Below are 18,795 nucleotides of genomic sequence, written 5' to 3'. Positions count from 1 at the left end.
TCGACACCGCCACGCAGCCTATGTGCTCCCGCCGTCGCAGCAGCAGCAGCAGGCGTTGATTTCGCGGTCATCAAAAAGCCCATGCCCGCACAAGCAAACCGGCATTCGTGTCGCGGGACGAAGACTTTCGAAGCTCACCGCCAAGCCTCAGGACTTGATGATGGCACCAAGACGGAGCACCAGCTTGCGGTCGAACTGATTGTTGCGCTCGAACATCCACCCAAGCGCCTTGCCTGCACTCCAGCCCTGCTTGTAGGGCCGGATCGAGGTCAGCGCATCGAAGACATCGCAGACGGTGCAAATCCGCACCAGTTGGTTGATATCGGCCCCGGCCAGCCGCGATGGATAACCGCGGCCGTCAAGCGATTCATGATGGTGCAGGCAGATTTCCAGCACCTCTTCGGGGATAGCGGAATGGGACTTGAGGATCCGGTGGCCACGCCTCGGGTGGCTTTTGATTGTGGCGCGCTCGGACACAGTCAACGAGCCCTGCTTCTGCAGGATCCCCGTCGCAATCGTCAGCTTGCCGATATCGTGCAGCAAACCGGCAACGATCAGCAGTTCAACGGTTTCAAAATCAAGATCCAGCGCATCGCCGAGTTTTCCCATCAGGATGCTCACCGCCAGCGAATGCTGGAATGTGGTTTCGTCCTTGTGCTTGAGCCGGGTGACCTCGAAGAAGAACGACGACGTCTGATCATCCGCCTGGGTGATTTCTTCCACCACCGGCTTGATGCTTGCCAGGTCGAAGGGATCGCCGGTAACCAGACCGATGAGTTCGGCCTTGAGAATCTTTGTCGAGCGCGCCACCGTGGCCGCGGCCTCGCTGCGTGCCTGCTCTGGCGAAAGAGGCGGGCGCATTTGCTCGGTGGCTGCCCCTTTCGCCAGGGCGCTGCCAACAGCTCCGCGAGCCGTATTGATGAGAACATAATCTGCGGGACTTTTCAGGATTTCCGCCAGTTCATCGTCGGACTCAAGAATGAAGCGGCGTCTGCCGAAGGACACGACCGGACACTCCACGGCTTCAACATACATGCCTCTTCTGACTTCAGTCTTTGGAATGCGTGTGAGCATTTGGTGACCTGAACAAACCGGATGCATTCTTGCATGCCTTATTATGCATATGTCAGCAGGTATTGCGGAAGCGTGAATTTTAGCATGTTCTTTTTAGGTGGATTTTGTCGGATTTCAGCTTGCTGGCTGCCTGAGGCGAGACTCACGCCTACAGAATGGTACAAAACGCCGCGAGATCATCTCGCAGCGGCCTTTTCCACGCTGAAACTGCATCTTGCGCTACAGCCAACAAAAAAGGCGGACCCGAGGGTCCGCCCTGTCAGATTTCACCAAGCCGAAGCGCTCAGAAAAACGCCTGAATGCCGGTTTGCGCCCGTCCGAGGATCAGCGCATGAACATCATGCGTGCCCTCGTAGGTGTTGACGGTTTCCAGATTCTGCGCGTGGCGCATGACGTGGTACTCGGCCTGGATGCCGTTGCCGCCGTGCATGTCGCGCGCCATCCGGGCGATGTCGAGCGCCTTGCCGCAATTGTTGCGCTTGACGATGGAGATCATTTCCGGCGCGAAGCGGCCGTCGTCCATCAGCCGGCCGACGCGAAGCGAACCCTGCAGGCCGAGCGCGATTTCGGTCTGCATGTCGGCGAGCTTCTTCTGGAACAGCTGCGTGCCGGCCAGCGGCTTGCCGAACTGGTGCCGGTCGAGACCATACTGCCGCGCCCGGTGCCAGCAGTCTTCCGCCGCACCCATCGCACCCCAGGAGATGCCGTAGCGGGCCCGGTTGAGACAGCCGAAAGGTCCCTTCAGGCCCGACACGTTCGGCAGCAGCGCGTCTTCACCAACTTCCACATTGTCCATGACGATCTCGCCGGTGATCGAGGCGCGAAGCGAGAGCTTGCCGCCGATCTTCGGCGCCGACAGCCCCTTCATGCCCTTTTCCAGCACGAAGCCGCGGATCTCGCCGCCATGGGCTTCCGACTTGGCCCAGACCACGAACACATCGGCAATCGGCGCATTCGAGATCCACATCTTCGAACCATTGAGCACATAGCCGCCATCGACCTTTTTGGCGCGGGTCTTCATGCCGCCCGGATCGGACCCCGCATCCGGTTCGGTCAGGCCGAAGCAGCCGACCCACTCGCCGCTGGCGAGTTTAGGCAGGTATTTCATCCGCTGCTCTTCGCTGCCGTAAGCCTGGATCGGGTACATCACCAAGGACGACTGCACGCTCATCATCGAGCGATAACCGGAATCGATTCGTTCGACTTCACGCGCCACCAGGCCGTAGGAAACATAGCCGGCCTCTGCCCCGCCATACTGTTCGGGAACCGTGACGCCGAGCAGACCCGCCTCCCCCATTTCCGAGAAGATCTCGCGGTCGGTCACCTCGTTGAGATACGCATCTGTCACCCGTGGCATCAGCTTGTCGGCAGCGAACGCCCGCGCCGCGTCGGCGATCATCCGTTCCTCCTCGGTGAGCTGATCAGTGATCAGAAACGGATCCTCCCATTGAAAGGACGATTTCGCGGATTTGATCGATACGGCGGGAGAAACGGACATTGCAAGACTCCAATTTGATCCAGAAGGGCAGCGTTCCGCCCCTGTTCAAGGGCATGTTACAGCCTCTGCGTCTTCTTTAACACGGAATACCCGAGATACTATAGGCTTAAAATAAATTTCGGAAAGCCGTTTCCCGCGGCTGCGGGCAGGAGGCGACAGTTGGTCACAGCACAGCCGGAGGCTCCATCACCTCCCAGAAGGCGATCAACTCTCGACCGGCCCCGGCCGCCAGCGGCGCGACCAGCCTTGCCAGCGAGACGGTGCGTCCACCGTGCATCCACGATGTCGTTTCGAAATAATCCGGGATTCCAGCCGACAATGTTTGCCTGAAGGAACTCATCACCCGCCTGATGCTCAGCGGCGGAACAGCTTCCTGCACCGGTCTTCCGGTGACCGGCGGTCCGAAAGGCCAGCGCTGGCCAGCGGCAACCTCACGCCAGACAAGCGACTCATCCCCATCGACACCAATCCGCGCAAGCAAAGGATATTCCCCGCTCAGCGCGGTCACGTCGAAATCGGACGAGAGGGGCAGCCCCTGCCCGGCTTTTGCGAGCCAAAGAGCATGAAAGGCCCGGATCCTGGGATGCACTTTTGACGATAGGTGCAAAGCTGAGTCGGGATTATGGTTGTTCATTGCAGTAATGCACTCTTTTCAAGGCACTCGATGGCGACACAATAGCTTTGATCTCGACAAGGTCGCCGGTTCAGCGTTTACTTGATACGCCGATGTCTTCACTTTGGACGCCATTTCATGAAGCCAACTCTGGCAGACCAGTTTGAAGTCGCCGCCGGAATCGCCTCCGGCATCAACCGGCATGCAGCAAGCATCGGCATTGATTCAGACCCGATCGCCAGGGCCTGCGGACTCGACCCGGAACGGTTTGGAATCATCAACCAGCGCGTCAGCCTCGACCGGGTGTGCCGCTACATGGAGGCACTTGCGCTGATCTCCGGTGACGAGTTGTTCGGGCTCAAATCGGCGGCGATGTTCGTGAAGGGATCAACGGGGCCCTTCGGCTATGCGATGATGAATGCGCCCACCCTGCGCGATTGCCTGGTTTTCATGGGCCGCAACCTTCAAAAGGTAAGCGAAACGGCCATCTGTACTTTGGAAATTGGCCCGAGAACCGCACATTTTGAATGGACTTACTCACCACTGATCCTGCATCGCGACCAGTATGTCGATATGAGTACCGCACAGACCTTCAATCACTTCCGCGCCTTCCTTGGTGACGACGTGCAACAGATGCAACTGGAACTCGAGCGGGACAGGCCAAAAAACGTCAATTACCACAAACAGTTGCTGACCCGAAAGATCAATTTCAGGGCGCCTGTCAACGCACTCGTCATTCCCGCGGAACTCCTCAATCGGGCCAATCCGAATGCCGATCCGCAACTGTTTGGGATGATGTCTCAACAGATGGATGCCATCGAATTGCGCCGGACAGATGCGACCGATCCGGTTGCCGCCGTCAGGCTGCATGTGGCCGAGAACCTGGAACACAACACACCGACGCTGGCCAGCGAAGCCGAGCGGCTCGGCATGAGTTCCCGCACGCTGCAGCGACGGCTCAACGAAGCGGGAACAAGCATGCAGGCCATCATTGATGACTGCCGCAGGGAAATGGCAACACGGTTGTTGCTGGAGACCAAGCTGACACTGTCCAGCATCGGCTACAAGCTGGGCTTCTCGGCGCCAGCCGCCTTCACGCGATCCGCCATCCGCTGGTACGCGATGACACCGAGCGAATTCCGCCAGAAGAACCACGCCAAGAGCTGAAGTCGGACCGAGAGATCACATTCAAACGGTTTAAATGGCAGGTAGTTAAAGTTTATCTCAACAGCAGCATTTTGGCGCGACCGGTGAATGTGTTTCCGGCCGGGGAAGCGCATAAGCGCCACCTAATCTGCAATTGTTGCGCTGAACACTTCACGTCGGGCTCGACGCCCTGACGTGTTCTGAGGATCGGCTGCAGCAACGTCAGACATTCCTGACAAAAGGACTTTGAACGTGGATCTCGGCAAGGATCGGGGGTTGTTACCCTTTACCCGTACAGAATTGGAATGCCTTCGCAAGTGCGCCATGGGCAAGACTGATCTTCAGATCGGTCTGGAACTGGAACTGACGGCGGGCGAAGTCGCCTCCGTGCTCAATGTCGTCATGCTGAAGCTGCGCGTGCCCAACCGGTTGGCCGGTCTGGCCAAGGCGGGCCGACTGGGCCTGGTCGACCAGATCGACTGCTGACCGACACGGAAAACCGCAGCCAGTCCTTGCCCCGGGGGCGGATCAAGGATCTGCGGCGCGGTTTCCCCGGACATCAGCCGGAGCCATGCGGGGCTCCGGCTGATGTCGACCTCTCCGGCACAATCGCCCTCAACGGCTAAAGCCAGCTGTCGTAATCCGACACCAGCAGATGCCGCGGTCGCTCATCCTCGATGATCGTTGAAAACCTGCCGATGGGTTCGCGGAAGACATTGTCGGTCAAGTCATCATTGACGGTCGAGACCTCTCCGATCAGCACATCGTCGCCCTCCCCCCAGAACGCGTGCCAGACACCCGGCATCAGCGTGACGCTCTCGCCCGGATCGAGTTTGAGCAATCCACCGGCGGGAAGCGTGCGCATCACACCGTCAGTCGGCACCGAAACCCTGGCTGCATCATCGATCGAGCCATCCTCTGCGGCCGCGAACAACTCCAGCACCAGCTTGCCACCGCCGCGGTTGATGATGTCCTCGGCCTTGATGTTGTGCCGGTGCATCGGCGACAGCTGATCCTTGCGCGAGATCATGATCTTTTCGGCATAGAGCATGCCCCTGCCCGCGGCCAGGTCTGCAGCCGAGCCGTTGCGGACGGTGAACAGGAACAAGCCCAGCTCATCAAACCTTCCCTGGCCGTAATCGGTGATATCCCAGCCCAGCCGGTTGTCGCGAATGCTGGCCGCATCCGAAGCCGTGCGCCTGCGCATCTGGTCCGGATCCCAATAGGCAAAGGGCGGCATGACGTAACCGAAGGAGCGGATGAACCGATCGCTTTCCTCCAGGATTTCGTTGATCTGGCTACGCTCCATCACACCTCCTCGCGGCCTGAGCCGGCCTGCTGGCCGATTGGGTAAAGCCTGATTTAGAAGCCCGGTCCCGGCATGGCAATTGCGCCGGGGCAAGTTTCACGCTATGTGAGGTCCGCAGAACAGTTGAAGCCACATAACAGTTGCAGTCGCAACCATGGCAGGAACGACACACGACGATGACCCTGGCTCAAAGATCACCCACGGAAAAGCCTGACACCGACGCGCTGGCACTCGAAGGATTTCTTCCCTACCGGCTTGCCCGCGCAGCCGAGATCATCAGCCGTCAGTTTGCCACGCTCTACCGCGAGCGGCACGGGTTGACCCGGCCCGAATGGCGGACGCTGGCCACGATCGGGCAGTTCAAACGGATCACCGCCACCGAGATCGGGGCGCATTCCTCCATGCACAAGACCAAAGTCAGCCGCGCCATCCGGGCACTGGAAGACCGTAACTGGATCACCCGGGAGATCGATCAGACCGATCGCCGGATCGAGCATATCGAACTCACCCGCGAAGGCCGCAGCCGTTACCGGGATCTGGTCGTTCTTGCCCGGACCTACGAAGCCCGGTTGATCGACACGCTCGGAGAAACCGGCGCTGGTCAGCTCGAGGCCGGCATCAGCGCCATCGAAACGAGGATTGGGGAGGCGTGAGCTGCGGTTTTGGGCGGGGAGCGGACATTCGCTGCAGATGCGAAAATCCACTGGCACATTACCCGGCACGGACTTTCACACCTCGGATGACGAAGCGCACCGCAGCCACTCACCACGAATGAAAAACTCAGTGCATTTCCAAGAAGGAAGGCATCGGCATCTTTGGGCGAGAGTGATGAGGGCGATGTGATACCTTTTGCAGTCGAACTCATAACCGAGAATTCTTCAGTACGTTTCCGCCATTAAGCCATTACTTGTTCTTAACCAGTCCTACCGAAACGGCTCTATTGAGCGCTCCGAAAGACAAGTCTTTAAGGTTCGCTTTACGCCAACTGCTTATTTGTCCTCGCAATCAGGCTTTGGTCCGAACATGGCGTCTGGCGTCAGGAGCGTTCGAATGTGTGTCTCAAAAAAACTGCTTTCACAGTTCGGCAAATGCAAGCAGGGAAACTTCGGCTTGTTCTCAGCAGCTTTGCTCCCAGTGCTGTTCGTCTCTGCTGGTTTCGCTGTCGACTACGTCAATTTGGCGAGCGCAAGGTCCGAACTGCAGAACTCGGTCGACGCTGCAGTTGTGGCGGTATCAAGGAAAGACGTTACAGATGAAAATCGCTCGGCGGTGTTTGGCCAGTTTCTAACCGCACAGTTGGCATCAAACACCAATATCACCCTGGTCGATCAGCGCTTGGAACAGACGGTTGGCGTGAACTACATTCAAACCGATGCCCGCGCGACAGCGAGTGTTCCTCTTGCTTTCTTGGGCAAATTCATACCGAACAAGGTCTCAGTTGTTGCATCGACAACTTTTTCAACGCGTAGCATCGAGATTGCGATTGCGTTGGATAATACTGGTTCCATGGGGTCAGGTGGCATCTCAGCCCTGAAAGAAGCATCACATGCTCTGGTAGATGCGCTCGGCGGGATAAATACATCCCAGCAGAGTTTGAAGGTTGGTCTCATACCATTCGTGACATCCGTCAACGTGAAGGGTGAAGGCTACGACACGAGCTGGATCGACGAAGATGGGGACTCTCTATACAACGGCTGGACATTCTTGACGGACACCCAACGGTCTACGAGGAAATCATCGGGAAATAGCAATGCGGATTTTGGCAATGGATCTTATCCGCACCATTCCAATCTCTTTAAATGGTCGGGAGCAACATGGAAGGGATGTGTTGAAGCTCGTCCCGCACCTTACAACACTGATCTCACCCCGCCTGATTCCAGCAATCCTGACACCCTATTTGTGCCCTATTTCGCACCTGATGAGCCGGGGAACCGTTTTTCGAAAGGTGGGAACAGCGGCTCGGGATTCAACAACTCCTGGCTCGATGATGACGCGTCAGGTAGCGATGAAGAGATTCAGAGATCAATCAAAAAGTACAAGACCCAGAAGCCTGTTATCAGCAATCACAATGACGATGATGGCCCCCTTACATTGGGTCCCAATCGCGCTTGTCCGACCCCGATCGTTCCTTTGACAAGTGACATTTCAAAAGTCCGCGATGGCATCGATGCAATGCAGTTCTGGAATGGTTCAGGAACCAACATTGCGGAAGGCTTGGCATGGGGTTGGCGTGTTCTCTCGCCAGCGGCTCCTTACACTCAAGCTGCACCATTTGATCCAGATGCCGCTACTAAAATTCTGGTTGTCATGACTGATGGTGCAAATGTCTCATTTGGCGCGTCAAGCACCATCAACAAATCGGACTACGGCTCATATGGCTTTCTGAATGATGGTCGAATTAACTCCGCCAACACGCAGTCAAAAGCCGAGGACTATTTGGACGCGTCGACGGCAAAAATGTGTGTAGACATCAAAAAGCTCGGTGTCGAAGTCTACACAGTTGTCTACAAGACGACCGCATCCGGTGTGGTCAATCTTTTTTCAAATTGCGCAAGCCGTAAAGACAACTTCTTCATGGCCAAGGATGTCGTGGCCCTTAAGCAGGCTTTCTCAGCGATCGGACAATCGGTATCGGGTGTACGGATTAGCAACTGATGAATATCAAGAACACTTGCGGCATAACATCTGGAGGCTCCGCGCTGGACCAAGCGATGTCTTGATGTGGACGATCGGAAGGTCCGCAAAGGGCCGGAACCACCCCTTCAACCGATTTCAATAGAGATACCAGCCGGCCTTCCAAACCGGGGCTCACCCGGCCTGCATCACCCCTGCCCACCCCACGGACCATGATGCTCGCCATCCGCATCCAGCCGTTCAAACCCATGCGCGCCGAAGAAGTCGCGCTGCGCCTGGATCAGGTTGGCGGTGCCGCGCTCGCGCCGGTAGGTATCGAAATAGCCGAGCGCGCCGGCAAGTGCGGGAACCGGCAGACCGTTGAGCGCGGCCTCGGCGACAATCCTCCTCAGATATGGATCGGTCTCCACCAGCATGCTGGAGAAGGCCGGGCTCAGCACCAGGTTCTCGACATCGGGTGTTTCGGTGAAGGCCGTGGCGATCTCGTCGAGAAACCGGGACCTGATGATGCAGCCCGCCCGCCAGATACGGGCGATGGTGGCCATCGGCAGGTTCCAGCCGAACTCCCTCGAAGCCGCCGCCATCACCGCAAACCCCTGGGCATAGGCGGCAACCTTGCCCGCCAGCAGCGCCTTTTCCAGATCATCGACAACAAGCTGTCCCTCGCGCCGGTTCTGCTGCCCGGGAACCCCGAAACGCTTGTGCGCCTTGGCTCTCTCGGCCCGCATGGCTGACAGGCTGCGCGCCGCCACTGCCGCTTCGATCGCGGTCGCCGGAACCCCCATCATCTGGCTTTCGATGACCGACCACCGACCGGTGCCTTTCTGGCCCGCCGCATCGACAATCACATCGACGATCGGACGCCCCGTGGCCGCATCGTGGACCATCAGCACGTCCGCGGTGATATCGATCAGGTAGGAATCGAGCGGCCCGGTCGACCATGCCGAAAACACCGCCGCAATCGTCTCGGCATCCATGGAAAGATGATCGCGCATCACGCCATAGACCTCGGCGATCATCTGCATGTCGGCATACTCGATGCCGTTGTGGATGGTCTTGACGAAATGCCCGGCCCCGTTCTCGCCAAGCCAGGCGGCACAGGGTTCGCCCTGGTACTTGGCCGAGATCGCGGTGAGAACAGGCTCGACCCGGTTCCAGGCTTCTTCGGCACCGCCGACCATGATCGAAGGCCCGTGGCGCGCGCCTTCCTCGCCGCCCGACACGCCCATGCCGATGAAGGTCAGGCCCGAGCCATCGAGATCGGTAAAGCGGCGCATGGTGTCGCGGAAATTGGCGTTTCCGGCATCAATGATAATGTCATTGGCTTCAAGCAGCGGCTTGAGCGCCGCAATCTGCTGATCGACCGGCTCTCCCGCCTTGACCATGATGATGACCGGCCGCGGCGGGCGGATGGCGGCAACGAAGTCCTCGAGCGTCGCACAGGCTGTCACCCGGTCGCCAAGACTGCCGGCGGCGGCCGCGAATTCTTCCGTTCGCGCGGCCGTCCGGTTGAAGACGGCCACATGATAGCCGTTGTCGGCAATGTTAAGCGCCAGATTGGCGCCCATCACGCCCAGACCGATCACACCAATTTCCGCTGCAGCCATGCAAAGCCTCTCCCGGATTGCTGCAGCCGGTACCTGACCTGAGCGAACTCGGGGGATCGGCTGCACATAAACATGCTGACTTTACAATATCTTATCAACGCCGGTTGCAGCGCCGGACACAGGTATAGCCAAGCCTGACTGTGACCCACACCGCGCCGGGCGGCAAGCATCAAGAACCCTGTCAGGGCCGGTTACCACAGTTTTGCTGCACGGTACGGGATCAGGCCCCGGAATAGGGATGGAAGGTCAGTCCGACTTTGGCTTGTCGTCACCATCGTCAAGCACCCGCCAGGCGGCGCCGTCGAGATCTTCATACTGCCCGCTTTTCATCGACCAGAGGAATGCGCCCAGGCCCAGAGCGCCCAGAAACAGGGCAATCGGGATCAGGTAGATCAGGTTGCTCATGCCGATGCCCCCAAACCGGCACCCGGAACCGCGACATCGGAGGCCTGGTCGACCGCCGGGCGGGCAAAGCTCTCGATCCGGGTCTTGCGCCGCAACCTCAGCGAATTCAGCACCACCAGCACCGAGGAGGACGACATCGCCAGGGCTGCAATCAGCGGCGTGGCATGTCCCAGAACCGCCGCCGGCACCGCGATGCAATTGTAGATGATCGCCAGCGCGAAATTCTGCCGGATCAGCGTGCCGGCCTTGCGCGAGACCGCGATTGCCAGAGGCACGGCCTCAAGCGAATCATGCAGGAAGACGAAATCCGCGGCCATCCGCCCGACATCGGCGGCACTCGCCGGCGCCATCGACACGTGCGCTGCCGACAATGCGGGCGCGTCATTGAGACCATCGCCGACCATCAGCGGCTTGCCGCCGGCTGCGGACAGCGACTGGACCCGGTCGACCTTGCCGCGCGGACGCACTCCCGCCATGTACTCGGTAACGCCGAGTTCCGCCGCAAGTCCCCTGACCGGCGCCTCGCGGTCTCCGGAAAGAATTTCGGCCTGAACGCCGAGTTCCAAGAGCCGCGCCACGGCCTGTGCGGCACCCCGGCGCAACTGATCGGAAAACAGAAACACATCAAGGAACTGTCCGTTGCGCGACAGGATCACCTGGCTCGCATCAGCGGCCCGCTCGTAGCTCTCCCCCTGACCTTCGAGCGCGAACGCCCCGCGGCCCAGCCGGTAGACCGTCCCGTCGGCCAGCCTGGCCTCCACCCCGTCGCCGGGAATCTCGACGATGTCGAAGTCCGGAAGATCGGCTACGGCGGTATCAAACGCTGCAAGCGCACGGCTCAGCGGATGCCGTGATGCCCGCGCGATCCGCGCGGCAATGGCGAGATGATCAGCCGCCACCGCATCGGAATTGATCAGCCGCGGCTTGCCCTGGGTCAGCGTTCCGGTCTTGTCGAACACGACATGGTCGGTCTGCGCCATGCGCTCCATCGCCGAGCCGTCCTTGACCATGATGCCGTTCTCGAACAGGCGTCCCGCGGCAATGACCTGGACGACGGGAACCGCAAGACCGAGCGCGCAAGGACAGGTAATGATCAACACGGCAACGGCCGTCATCATCGCCATGCGCCAGTCGCCCGAAACCACCATCCAGCCGATGAAGGTGCCGAGCGCCAGGAGATGCACCACCGGCGCGTATATGGCCGAGGCGCGGTCGGCGATGCGCCTGTAGCCGGCGCGGCCGCTCTCCGCAGCCTCCATCATCGAAACCATTTCGGCCAGGAACGAGTTCTGCGCGCTGCGTGTTGCCTCCAGCACCAGCGGGCCGGTCAGGTTGAGCGTGCCCGCCGGCGTCAGTGATCCGGCCTCGACAAGTTGCGGTGCGCTCTCGCCGTTGACGACGGCAAAGTCCATGTCGGAGCGGCCCGAAACGACCCGCCCGTCCACCGGGATCCGGTCGCCCGGCGCGATCGCCAGCCGCATTCCCGGTTCGATCTCGTCGATTGCCAGATACTCACGGCTGCCATCATCCTTGATCAGCATCGCCCCGCGCGGCGACAGCCGCACCAGGTTGCGCACCGCCGAGCGGGCCTTCTCGCGCATCATGTGGTCAAGCGTGCGCCCGGCCAGCAGGAAGAACAGAAGCGTCACCGACGCATCGAAATAGGCATGCGCACCATGGGTGATCGTCTCGTGCAGGGAGATTGCATAGGCCAGGATCACGCCAAGCGAGATCGGCACATCCATGTTGGCGCGGCCATGCCGGAGCGCACCCCAGGCCGAGACGAAGAAGATCCGGCCCGAATAGATCAGCGCGGGCGCAGCAATCAGCGCCGAAATCCAGTGAAACAGGTCACGCGTCGCAGCCTCAGCCCCGGACCAGACCGAGACCGACAGCAGCATCACATTCATCGAGGCAAAGCCAGCCACCGCAAGGGCTTTCAGCAGTTCGCGGAACGCAGGATCGCCCTTCTCGTCGATACCGCCCGGCAGATGTGCCGGGTAGCCCAGGGCATTGAACTTCTCGCCGAGCGCAGCCAGCAGCGGCTCCGGTTCCTTGCGGTCTTCGAACACCACCGAGACGCGCCGGGTGGAGAGATTGACCCGGGCATGATCCACGCCCGGAACCCTCGGAAGCTCCCGCTCAAGAAGCGCAATGCAGGCGCCGCAATGCACGCCGGGCACGATCAGGTCCACCTGCCGCAGCCCCTCGTCCAGCTTCCGGCTCGAAAGCCACAATTCCTCCGGCGACGGTGCTTCGGACTTCAGCGCCTCAAGTTCCGCAGCGCTTTCGGTGCCCGCTGCGCAACAACTCACGGCCTCAGGCTCCCGTCCGCCCTGACGTGAAACCGGTGTCCGCGCTTGTAGATGGTCTGGCTGCCGCTTGTGGCGGTGACCGTGGCGATCCATTCGCCTTCCGCCAGTTCGCCCGCGCCCCGATAAACGCCATCGGAACCACGGATCAGCTGCATATGCCTGTCCTGGTGGGTGCCGACCGGCCGCCGCAATTCGGCGACCAGGCTGTCGGCAACGGCAGCCGCACCATCAGGGTCTGTCAGCCTGATCGAAAGCCCGTCGGCGTTCGAACTCAGCACGATCTTGTAGCCGAGAGCCGCAATCGCCCGCGATTCGGCAGCCTTGCCATTGAATTGCTGGCTGGCGACATATGTGTTCGGAACCACCAGTCCGCTCCAGGTGGTGACTGCGAACCGGGCCATGATCATGTTGACGGTGATGATCACCCCGAAGAAAGCCACCATGGCGCCAAGCATGTGCTTGCCGGTGAACTCGGTGGGCTGGAAGATTGCGCGGATCATCTGCATCATTTCGTCTCCGGGCCATGGAAGTTGGCAGTATAGGCGTCACGTTCGAAACTCGACTTGTCTTCGGCGATGAAGCGGAATGTCGCGGTTTCGGGAGCGACGAAATCCTTCGGCTGCAGCACATTGACCCTGAGTTCACGAATCCGGTCTGGCTCCACCGGGATTGCGAAGGTAACCCCCGCAGGCTGATCGATTCCGGGGATCCTCATGGTCGCACCGGGGAGCCCCTCGATCGACAGGAAGATGACGCGTGGTTCCGGGATCATGTTGAGGATCTTGACCGAATAGCCGTTGCGGATGTCGCCGCTGGATTCCAGCACATATTGCGGGTTTCGGTCATGCAGCACATTGACCTCGAGCCGGTCGCGCGACAACAGCGCCACCAGGAGACCAATTCCGACCAGCGACCAGACGCCCATGTACAGGAGCGACCGCGGCCGGAAAACGATACGCCAGTTGAAATGCTTCACCGCATCGACGAAACCGCCATCGGCGGTCCGCACACGGGTCGGATCCAGCGCCCCGGTCTCCGGATCCTGCGCCAGCGCCATGTTGTCGGCGTAATCCGAAAGCGTGGCGTAGGAGATCAGGCCGCGCGGCCGGTCGAGCTTGTCCATGATGTTGTCGCAGGCATCGATGCACAGCGCACAGGTGATGCATTCAAGCTGCTGGCCGTCACGGATGTCGATGCCCATCGGACATACCGCCACGCAGGCATTGCAATCGACGCAATCCCCCTGGACCAGCCCCTGGGACGCCGCCTTCTTGGCGTGGCGACCACGCGGTTCGCCGCGCCAGTCATTGTAGGTCACCACCAGCGAATTCTCGTCGAGCATCGCCGCCTGGATGCGCGGCCAGGGGCACATGTAGATGCAGACCTGCTCGCGCATCAGCCCGCCGAACGTGTAGGTCGTCGCCGTCAGGATGGCCACGGTGATATAGGCAACCGGCGCGGCATTGCCGGTCAGGAAGTTCATCAGCAGCGTCGGCGCATCGGCAAAATAGAAGATCCAGGCGCCACCGGTGGCGACCCCGATGAAGATCCAGACCGCGTGCTTGAGCACGCGCTTGCCGAGCTTCGAGGCACTCCAGGGCGCACTGTCAAGTTTCATGCGCTGATTGCGGTCGCCCTCGATCGCCCGCTCGACCACCAGGAACAGATCGACCCAGACGGTTTGCGGACAGGTGTAGCCGCACCAGGCGCGGCCGACGGCCGAGGTGATCAGGAACAGCCCGAACCCGGCCATCACCAGCAGGCCCGCGACGAAGAAGAACTCCTGGGGCCATATCTCGATGAAGAAGAAGTAGAACCGCCGGTTGGCGAGGTCGAGCAACACCGCCTGGTCGGGTGCGAACGGCCCGCGATCCCACCTGAGCCACGGCGTGATGTAGTAGATGCCCAGCGTCACCAGCATGATCAGCCACTTAAAGCGGCGATAGGTGCCCTCCGCCCGCTTCGGGAAGATCTTCTTGCGGGCCTCATAGAGCGGCTTGCGTTTCCAGGCGGCATTGACCGCCTCGGCCTCTAGCCGTTCGATTTCATCGGGATCTGCTGAAGGGTCTACGGGAGTCTGCGTGTTCATATCGGGCACCGTTGGTTTGGAGCGCACCATGCATCCGCGACCTCCCATATGCCTTGATCAAGATCAATCCGTCACAGCCAGCTGCCTGCCCGCACCCGTGCCCTGCGACCGCCATCGGGAGCCATGACATCAAGCAGTGTCCCCTCGTCCCAGAAGTCGCGGCCAATCATTCCAATCGCCACATTTGTCCCGAAATCCGGCGACAAGGCAGCCGATGTTATCTGGCCGACAACCTCGTCTCCGGCCCTGACAAGCCATGGTTCCGTGCATGGCGGGACCGCATCTCCCTCGATCTCGAGATAGCGGATCTGCTTGAGCGGACCTTCCTTTGCGACCCGCAGCAATGCATCGCGCCCGACGCAGCCGATGGCCGAGCGCGTGTCGCAAAACCGCCCCAGCCCGCATTCATGCGGCGTATTGGCGCGGGTCATGTCATTGCCGTAGGACAGCATCCCCGCTTCGATCCGTTCGATCAGATTGGGACATCCGGCCCTCACGTCGAGATCCCTGCCCGCCTCGAACAGCGCATCCCACAGCGGCTCTGCGTGCTGGGCTCCCTCGACATAGATCTCGAAGCCGCCCTGCTTGGAGTAGCCCGAGCGCGCCACCACCAGCTCTGCGCCGTTGAAGGACAGCCGCTTGTAGCGGAAGAAGCGGATCGACCGCACCGCGTCGCCGAACACCCGGGAAGCCAGCTCGTCGGCCTGCGGGCCCTGGATCGCAAGCGGCGAGACATCCGGTTCGAACACGTCGACGGCGAGCCTGAACCCGTGCGCCAGCGCCTTGACCCAGAACAGAAGATCGCTGTCAGCGATCGACACCCAGTAGCGGTCCTCGTCAAGCTTGACGGTTACCGGGTCGTTGAGCATGCCGCCGGTCTCATCCACCATCGGTGTATAAAGGCACTGGCCGATGATCATGTCCGAGAGATCGCGCGGGGTCAGCATCTGCACCAGTTCAGCCGCCTGGGGACCGCGCACTTCCACCTGCCGCTCGCAGGCCACGTCCCAGACCTGCACCGCGGTCTTGAGATGCCGGTAATCCTCCGTCACCGACCGGAACACGGTGGGCAACAGCATGTGATTGTAGATGGTGTAGGCCGACACGCCCGCGGCGGTGACGCGGTCGGTGAACGGTGTGCGCCGGGTACGGCGCGAAATCGACAGGAACGGTGGCATTGCAAGTCTCCCCCAGCAAAACTCACCCTGAAACGGGGTGTTCCGGCAGACTAGATGCGACGTTTCATCGAAGGCGCGCCAAATCGCGCCATGGCATCACTATTTTTGGTCAGGCAACGAGCCCCGTGCGCTCGGCAAACCACCACACGGCCACGAAGGCGATGGCCAGCGACATCGGCATGGTCACGCGCGCCCGGTACCAGCTCTTCTCCGAGAACCAGGCGCCGAACAGAGCATAACAGGCGGCCACCACGGCCAGTTGCCCGACTTCCACACCGATGTTGAACCCGATCAGCCCGCTTGCAAAATGCGCCGGCGACAGCCCGAACTCGGTCAGCACGCCGGCAAAGCCGAGGCCGTGCAGCAGCCCGAAGCCGAACACCACGAAAGGCCGCCACGGACTGAGCCGGTTGGTAGCCAGGTTCTCGACCGCGATGAACACGATGGAGGCGGCAATCAGCGGCTCGACAATGCTGGCCGGGGCGGAAATCAGCCCCATCATCGCCAGCGCCAGCGTCACCGAATGCGCGATGGTGAACGAGGTGATCTGGATCAGCAGCGGCTTGAGCCGCGGCGACAGCAGGAACAGCCCGACAACGAACAGGATGTGATCGAGCCCCTTGGGAACGATGTGGGTGAAACCGACGCCGATGTAGTCCCAGAACACCTGCGCGGCGCTCACCGTGAGCCCGCCCACAACCGGGATCGGCTCGCTCGGACCGCCGTCACCCAGATAGGCGGAATAGCTGATCTCGCCCTGCCCATCGGGCACCCGGATAACGCTTGGGCCAAACGCGGGGTCGAAGGAATAGACAACGCTTTCGGCGCCCTCCGGAACCGGACCGGCAAGTTGCAGACGGCTCAACCGGGCAAAATCCGTATCCCCGACCGGGTCGAGCTCCACAGTCGTTACCTCGAGCGGAATGCGGACGCCGTCCGCGCTCAGGCTGACCCCCTCGAGAAAGCGTGGCTTGAAGCGCTCGAACTCCGTTGCCAGTGCACTCTCGTCGAGAAGCCGCAGGTCGTCATAGCGCGCGGCATTGGGGCTCTCGTCGGTGTCGCTGTGTTCCGCCCCGATTTCCGCCAAGGCCGCTTCCAGGATCAGCGACATGTCGAGCCGGACCGTGCCGTCTCCGGCAAAAACCAGATCGGCGATCGCGGGCCGGATCTCGTGCGCACGCAAGGCTGAAGCCCCCGCAACAACCATGAGAACGGCGACCAACAGGCTCGCAAACACTTGATTTATCGTACGGGAACACATCTTCATCTGGAAAGCCACTTTGGAGAAATCACAATGGAACGACCGGCACGTCGCAGCCCGTATCTTGGGACGGCATCGGCACTAATTGGAGCGATACTGGCCGCAAGTCCAGTCTCTGCACATGAATTCTGGATCGAGCCCGCCGATTTTTCAATCGAAGCGGATGCGACCATCGAGGCCGACCTCCGTGTCGGGCAGGATTTCACCGGCGACGCCTTCCCCTATATCCCGTCCCGTTTCGCCGCCTTCGAGCGTCATGACCGGCTTGGCGCGGCGGATGTGGATGGCGTCACCGGCGACCTGCCGGCACTGAGCTTGCTTCCGCGCACCGAGGGCCTGTCGATCTTCACCTATGTCTCTGCAGGCGAACGCATCCGGTTCCGGCAGTGGGACAAGTTCCAGTTCTATCTGGACTACGAGGGTCTCGACAAGATTGCCGCCGCTCACGACGCCCGCGGGCTTCCGCGTGATGACATCCGTGAAATCTACACGCGCTGCGCCAAGACGCTGGTCGCCGTCGGGGATGCCGAGGCCGACCAGGATCGAGCCATCGGCATGCGGCTCGAACTCGTCGCCGCGGACACCCCCTCAAAGCTCGTTCCCGGAGCCGAGATCAGCTTTACCCTGCTATGGGAGGGAGGGGCGCTGCCGGACACGCAAGTGGCCCTGTTTTACAAGAAGGGAACAGCTGACGAGGCCACGCGAACCCTCACCCGGACCGACGGCAATGGCCGCGCCAGCTTCACCCTGCCCGCTTCCGGCTCCTACATGGCCGCATCCGTGCACATGATAGAAGCCGGGCCCGACCGCAATGCCGACTGGCAGAGTTACTGGGCATCACTGACATTTGGCGTGGAGTAAGCAAAGGATAGGTGGTTCCGCCTGCAGGTAGGAGTGCCAACCACGACAGACTGATGGTTTGCTTTCGAACTCGGAGGAGTTCGGATGGGGAATGCAGCCTGATCGATGCGGCCGCGCGCGCGTGATCTCAAGGCAGATGATGCGGCCGTAAGGGACAGGCTTAAGCTTGTCGCCTTGCACGAAGCGAGGGCCCGCCCTGTCAGAATTTAGTGAATACTTCTGGCAAATTGACCTGTTTAAGAATTTTATGGAGAACTTAAATACAAACAGCGTTTGAGTGTTTACTGCAACCGATTCGGCGGGAGCTTCGAATGCGATGCTCGGAAAATCTGTTCGACGTACTTATGCCAATTCTCGCGGATACGAACAACTCCAGCGTTCAGGAAATATTTCACACAATTTTCCTGGAACGAATCTTAAACAACGCGATGACAGTGTACACGATCACAATTGAGACCGGGGCTCAAACAGGCGCACGGGTTCTTTGCGAGACATACAGATCCAATGAATTGCAGGAAAAGAATTCGGCTGAATTTGCATCGGTAGACGCTGCGGTTGTTGAGGCAGGTCGTTTGGCACACAACAAGATGTGCAATGGATTTCACTACAGACTGGCGTCGGCGGATACGCGTTTTCGGGACAAAGCACCCGTTGCGATCAGCTGAACCCGCTCTGAGGCAGCTTATGATCGAGATCCAAAACGCCTCCAGCTCCGCGCATGGCGCAGGCTGACGGTCCGGCCATCGCAGACCACTATCACCAACACCCGGGAATTGCGCCGGAGGCGGCCGCGCCATGTCGCGAC

Annotated in this window: 16 protein-coding genes; 5 read left to right on the top strand and 11 right to left on the bottom strand. The window is 60.4% G+C overall.

The window, feature by feature from the left end; genetic code table 11:
* Nucleotides 1–147: 147 nt before the first annotated feature.
* From SPHINGO391_RS07065 to SPHINGO391_RS07055, 3 genes are all read right to left on the bottom strand, one after another.
* Nucleotides 148–1,074, bottom strand: a complete 927-nt coding sequence (locus SPHINGO391_RS07065) for an HD-GYP domain-containing protein (protein WP_280177923.1) — start codon at nt 1,072–1,074, stop codon at nt 148–150.
* Between the two features lie 283 nt (nt 1,075–1,357).
* Nucleotides 1,358–2,548, bottom strand: a complete 1,191-nt coding sequence (locus SPHINGO391_RS07060; RefSeq protein ID WP_152011467.1) for an acyl-CoA dehydrogenase — start codon at nt 2,546–2,548, stop codon at nt 1,358–1,360.
* A 187-nt stretch (nt 2,549–2,735) separates the two neighbouring features.
* Complete coding sequence (locus SPHINGO391_RS07055) at nt 2,736–3,053, bottom strand: hypothetical protein (protein WP_152008159.1); 318 nt, start codon at nt 3,051–3,053, stop codon at nt 2,736–2,738.
* A gap of 270 nt (nt 3,054–3,323) precedes the next feature.
* On the opposite strand from SPHINGO391_RS07055, the gene SPHINGO391_RS07050 reads away from it, so the two are divergent.
* Together SPHINGO391_RS07050 and SPHINGO391_RS07045 are read left to right on the top strand one after the other, a co-directional pair.
* Nucleotides 3,324–4,352, top strand: coding sequence for an AraC family transcriptional regulator (locus tag SPHINGO391_RS07050; protein ID WP_152008158.1), 1,029 nt, complete (start codon nt 3,324–3,326; stop codon nt 4,350–4,352).
* 231 nt (nt 4,353–4,583) lie between these two features.
* The gene (locus SPHINGO391_RS07045; protein ID WP_152008157.1) at nt 4,584–4,817 is read left to right on the top strand and encodes a LuxR C-terminal-related transcriptional regulator; all 234 of its coding nucleotides are present in this window, start codon (nt 4,584–4,586) and stop codon (nt 4,815–4,817) included.
* A gap of 136 nt (nt 4,818–4,953) precedes the next feature.
* Here the strand turns inward: SPHINGO391_RS07045 and SPHINGO391_RS07040 are convergent, their stop codons facing one another.
* Complete coding sequence (locus SPHINGO391_RS07040) at nt 4,954–5,640, bottom strand: D-lyxose/D-mannose family sugar isomerase (protein WP_152008156.1); 687 nt, start codon at nt 5,638–5,640, stop codon at nt 4,954–4,956.
* Nucleotides 5,641–5,816: 176 nt separating this feature from the next.
* Here SPHINGO391_RS07040 and SPHINGO391_RS07035 point away from each other — a divergent pair, with 176 nt between their 5' ends.
* Nucleotides 5,817–6,293 (top strand): MarR family transcriptional regulator, encoded by a 477-nt coding sequence (locus SPHINGO391_RS07035; RefSeq protein WP_152008155.1) that lies wholly within the window; start codon nt 5,817–5,819, stop codon nt 6,291–6,293.
* A 397-nt stretch (nt 6,294–6,690) separates the two neighbouring features.
* A complete protein-coding gene (locus tag SPHINGO391_RS07030) occupies nt 6,691–8,295 on the top strand; it encodes a pilus assembly protein (protein WP_193217214.1) in 1,605 nt (534 codons plus the stop codon).
* Between the two features lie 167 nt (nt 8,296–8,462).
* Here SPHINGO391_RS07030 and gndA read toward each other — a convergent pair whose 3' ends face one another.
* From gndA to SPHINGO391_RS06995, 7 genes are all read right to left on the bottom strand, one after another.
* Complete coding sequence (gene gndA / locus SPHINGO391_RS07025) at nt 8,463–9,881, bottom strand: NADP-dependent phosphogluconate dehydrogenase (RefSeq protein WP_152008153.1); 1,419 nt, start codon at nt 9,879–9,881, stop codon at nt 8,463–8,465.
* Nucleotides 9,882–10,127: 246 nt separating this feature from the next.
* Complete coding sequence (gene ccoS, locus SPHINGO391_RS07020) at nt 10,128–10,286, bottom strand: cbb3-type cytochrome oxidase assembly protein CcoS (RefSeq protein ID WP_152008152.1); 159 nt, start codon at nt 10,284–10,286, stop codon at nt 10,128–10,130.
* A complete protein-coding gene (locus SPHINGO391_RS07015) occupies nt 10,283–12,601 on the bottom strand; it encodes a cation-translocating P-type ATPase (protein ID WP_152008151.1) in 2,319 nt (772 codons plus the stop codon). Before SPHINGO391_RS07015 ends, ccoS begins: the two co-directional genes overlap by 4 nt.
* A complete protein-coding gene (locus SPHINGO391_RS07010; protein ID WP_244615136.1) occupies nt 12,598–13,110 on the bottom strand; it encodes a FixH family protein in 513 nt (170 codons plus the stop codon). Before SPHINGO391_RS07010 ends, SPHINGO391_RS07015 begins: the two co-directional genes overlap by 4 nt.
* Nucleotides 13,107–14,690, bottom strand: coding sequence for a cytochrome c oxidase accessory protein CcoG (gene ccoG, locus SPHINGO391_RS07005; protein ID WP_152008150.1), 1,584 nt, complete (start codon nt 14,688–14,690; stop codon nt 13,107–13,109). Before ccoG ends, SPHINGO391_RS07010 begins: the two co-directional genes overlap by 4 nt.
* 71 nt (nt 14,691–14,761) lie before the next feature.
* On the bottom strand, nt 14,762–15,868 hold the full coding sequence (locus tag SPHINGO391_RS07000; RefSeq protein WP_152008149.1) for a dimethylsulfoniopropionate demethylase: 1,107 nt from the start codon (nt 15,866–15,868) through the stop codon (nt 14,762–14,764).
* 109 nt (nt 15,869–15,977) lie between these two features.
* Nucleotides 15,978–17,051, bottom strand: a complete 1,074-nt coding sequence (locus SPHINGO391_RS06995; protein ID WP_210385771.1) for a HupE/UreJ family protein — start codon at nt 17,049–17,051, stop codon at nt 15,978–15,980.
* Nucleotides 17,052–17,162: 111 nt separating this feature from the next.
* Between SPHINGO391_RS06995 and SPHINGO391_RS06990 the strand changes: the two genes are divergently transcribed.
* A complete protein-coding gene (locus SPHINGO391_RS06990; protein WP_152008148.1) occupies nt 17,163–17,990 on the top strand; it encodes a DUF4198 domain-containing protein in 828 nt (275 codons plus the stop codon).
* Nucleotides 17,991–18,795: the final 805 nt, after the last annotated feature.

The organism is Hoeflea sp. EC-HK425, from assembly GCF_902498795.1.
GTDB lineage: Bacteria > Pseudomonadota > Alphaproteobacteria > Rhizobiales > Rhizobiaceae > Hoeflea > Hoeflea alexandrii.
The sequence above is the reverse complement of the archived record's forward strand: the minus strand, read 5'-3'. Positions and strand labels throughout refer to the sequence as shown.

Coding starts and splice junctions, on each gene's coding strand:
- SPHINGO391_RS07050 (WP_152008158.1), top strand. CDS start 3,324: ATGAAGCCAACTCTGGCAGACCAGTTTGAAGTCGCCGCCGGAATCGCC.
- SPHINGO391_RS07040 (WP_152008156.1), bottom strand. CDS start 5,640: ATGGAGCGTAGCCAGATCAACGAAATCCTGGAGGAAAGCGATCGGTTC.
- SPHINGO391_RS06990 (WP_152008148.1), top strand. CDS start 17,163: ATGGAACGACCGGCACGTCGCAGCCCGTATCTTGGGACGGCATCGGCA.
- SPHINGO391_RS07035 (WP_152008155.1), top strand. CDS start 5,817: ATGACCCTGGCTCAAAGATCACCCACGGAAAAGCCTGACACCGACGCG.
- ccoG (WP_152008150.1), bottom strand. CDS start 14,690: ATGAACACGCAGACTCCCGTAGACCCTTCAGCAGATCCCGATGAAATC.
- SPHINGO391_RS07030 (WP_193217214.1), top strand. CDS start 6,691: ATGTGTGTCTCAAAAAAACTGCTTTCACAGTTCGGCAAATGCAAGCAG.
- SPHINGO391_RS07010 (WP_244615136.1), bottom strand. CDS start 13,110: ATGATGCAGATGATCCGCGCAATCTTCCAGCCCACCGAGTTCACCGGC.
- SPHINGO391_RS07000 (WP_152008149.1), bottom strand. CDS start 15,868: ATGCCACCGTTCCTGTCGATTTCGCGCCGTACCCGGCGCACACCGTTC.
- ccoS (WP_152008152.1), bottom strand. CDS start 10,286: ATGAGCAACCTGATCTACCTGATCCCGATTGCCCTGTTTCTGGGCGCT.
- gndA (WP_152008153.1), bottom strand. CDS start 9,881: ATGGCTGCAGCGGAAATTGGTGTGATCGGTCTGGGCGTGATGGGCGCC.
- SPHINGO391_RS07065 (WP_280177923.1), bottom strand. CDS start 1,074: ATGCTCACACGCATTCCAAAGACTGAAGTCAGAAGAGGCATGTATGTT.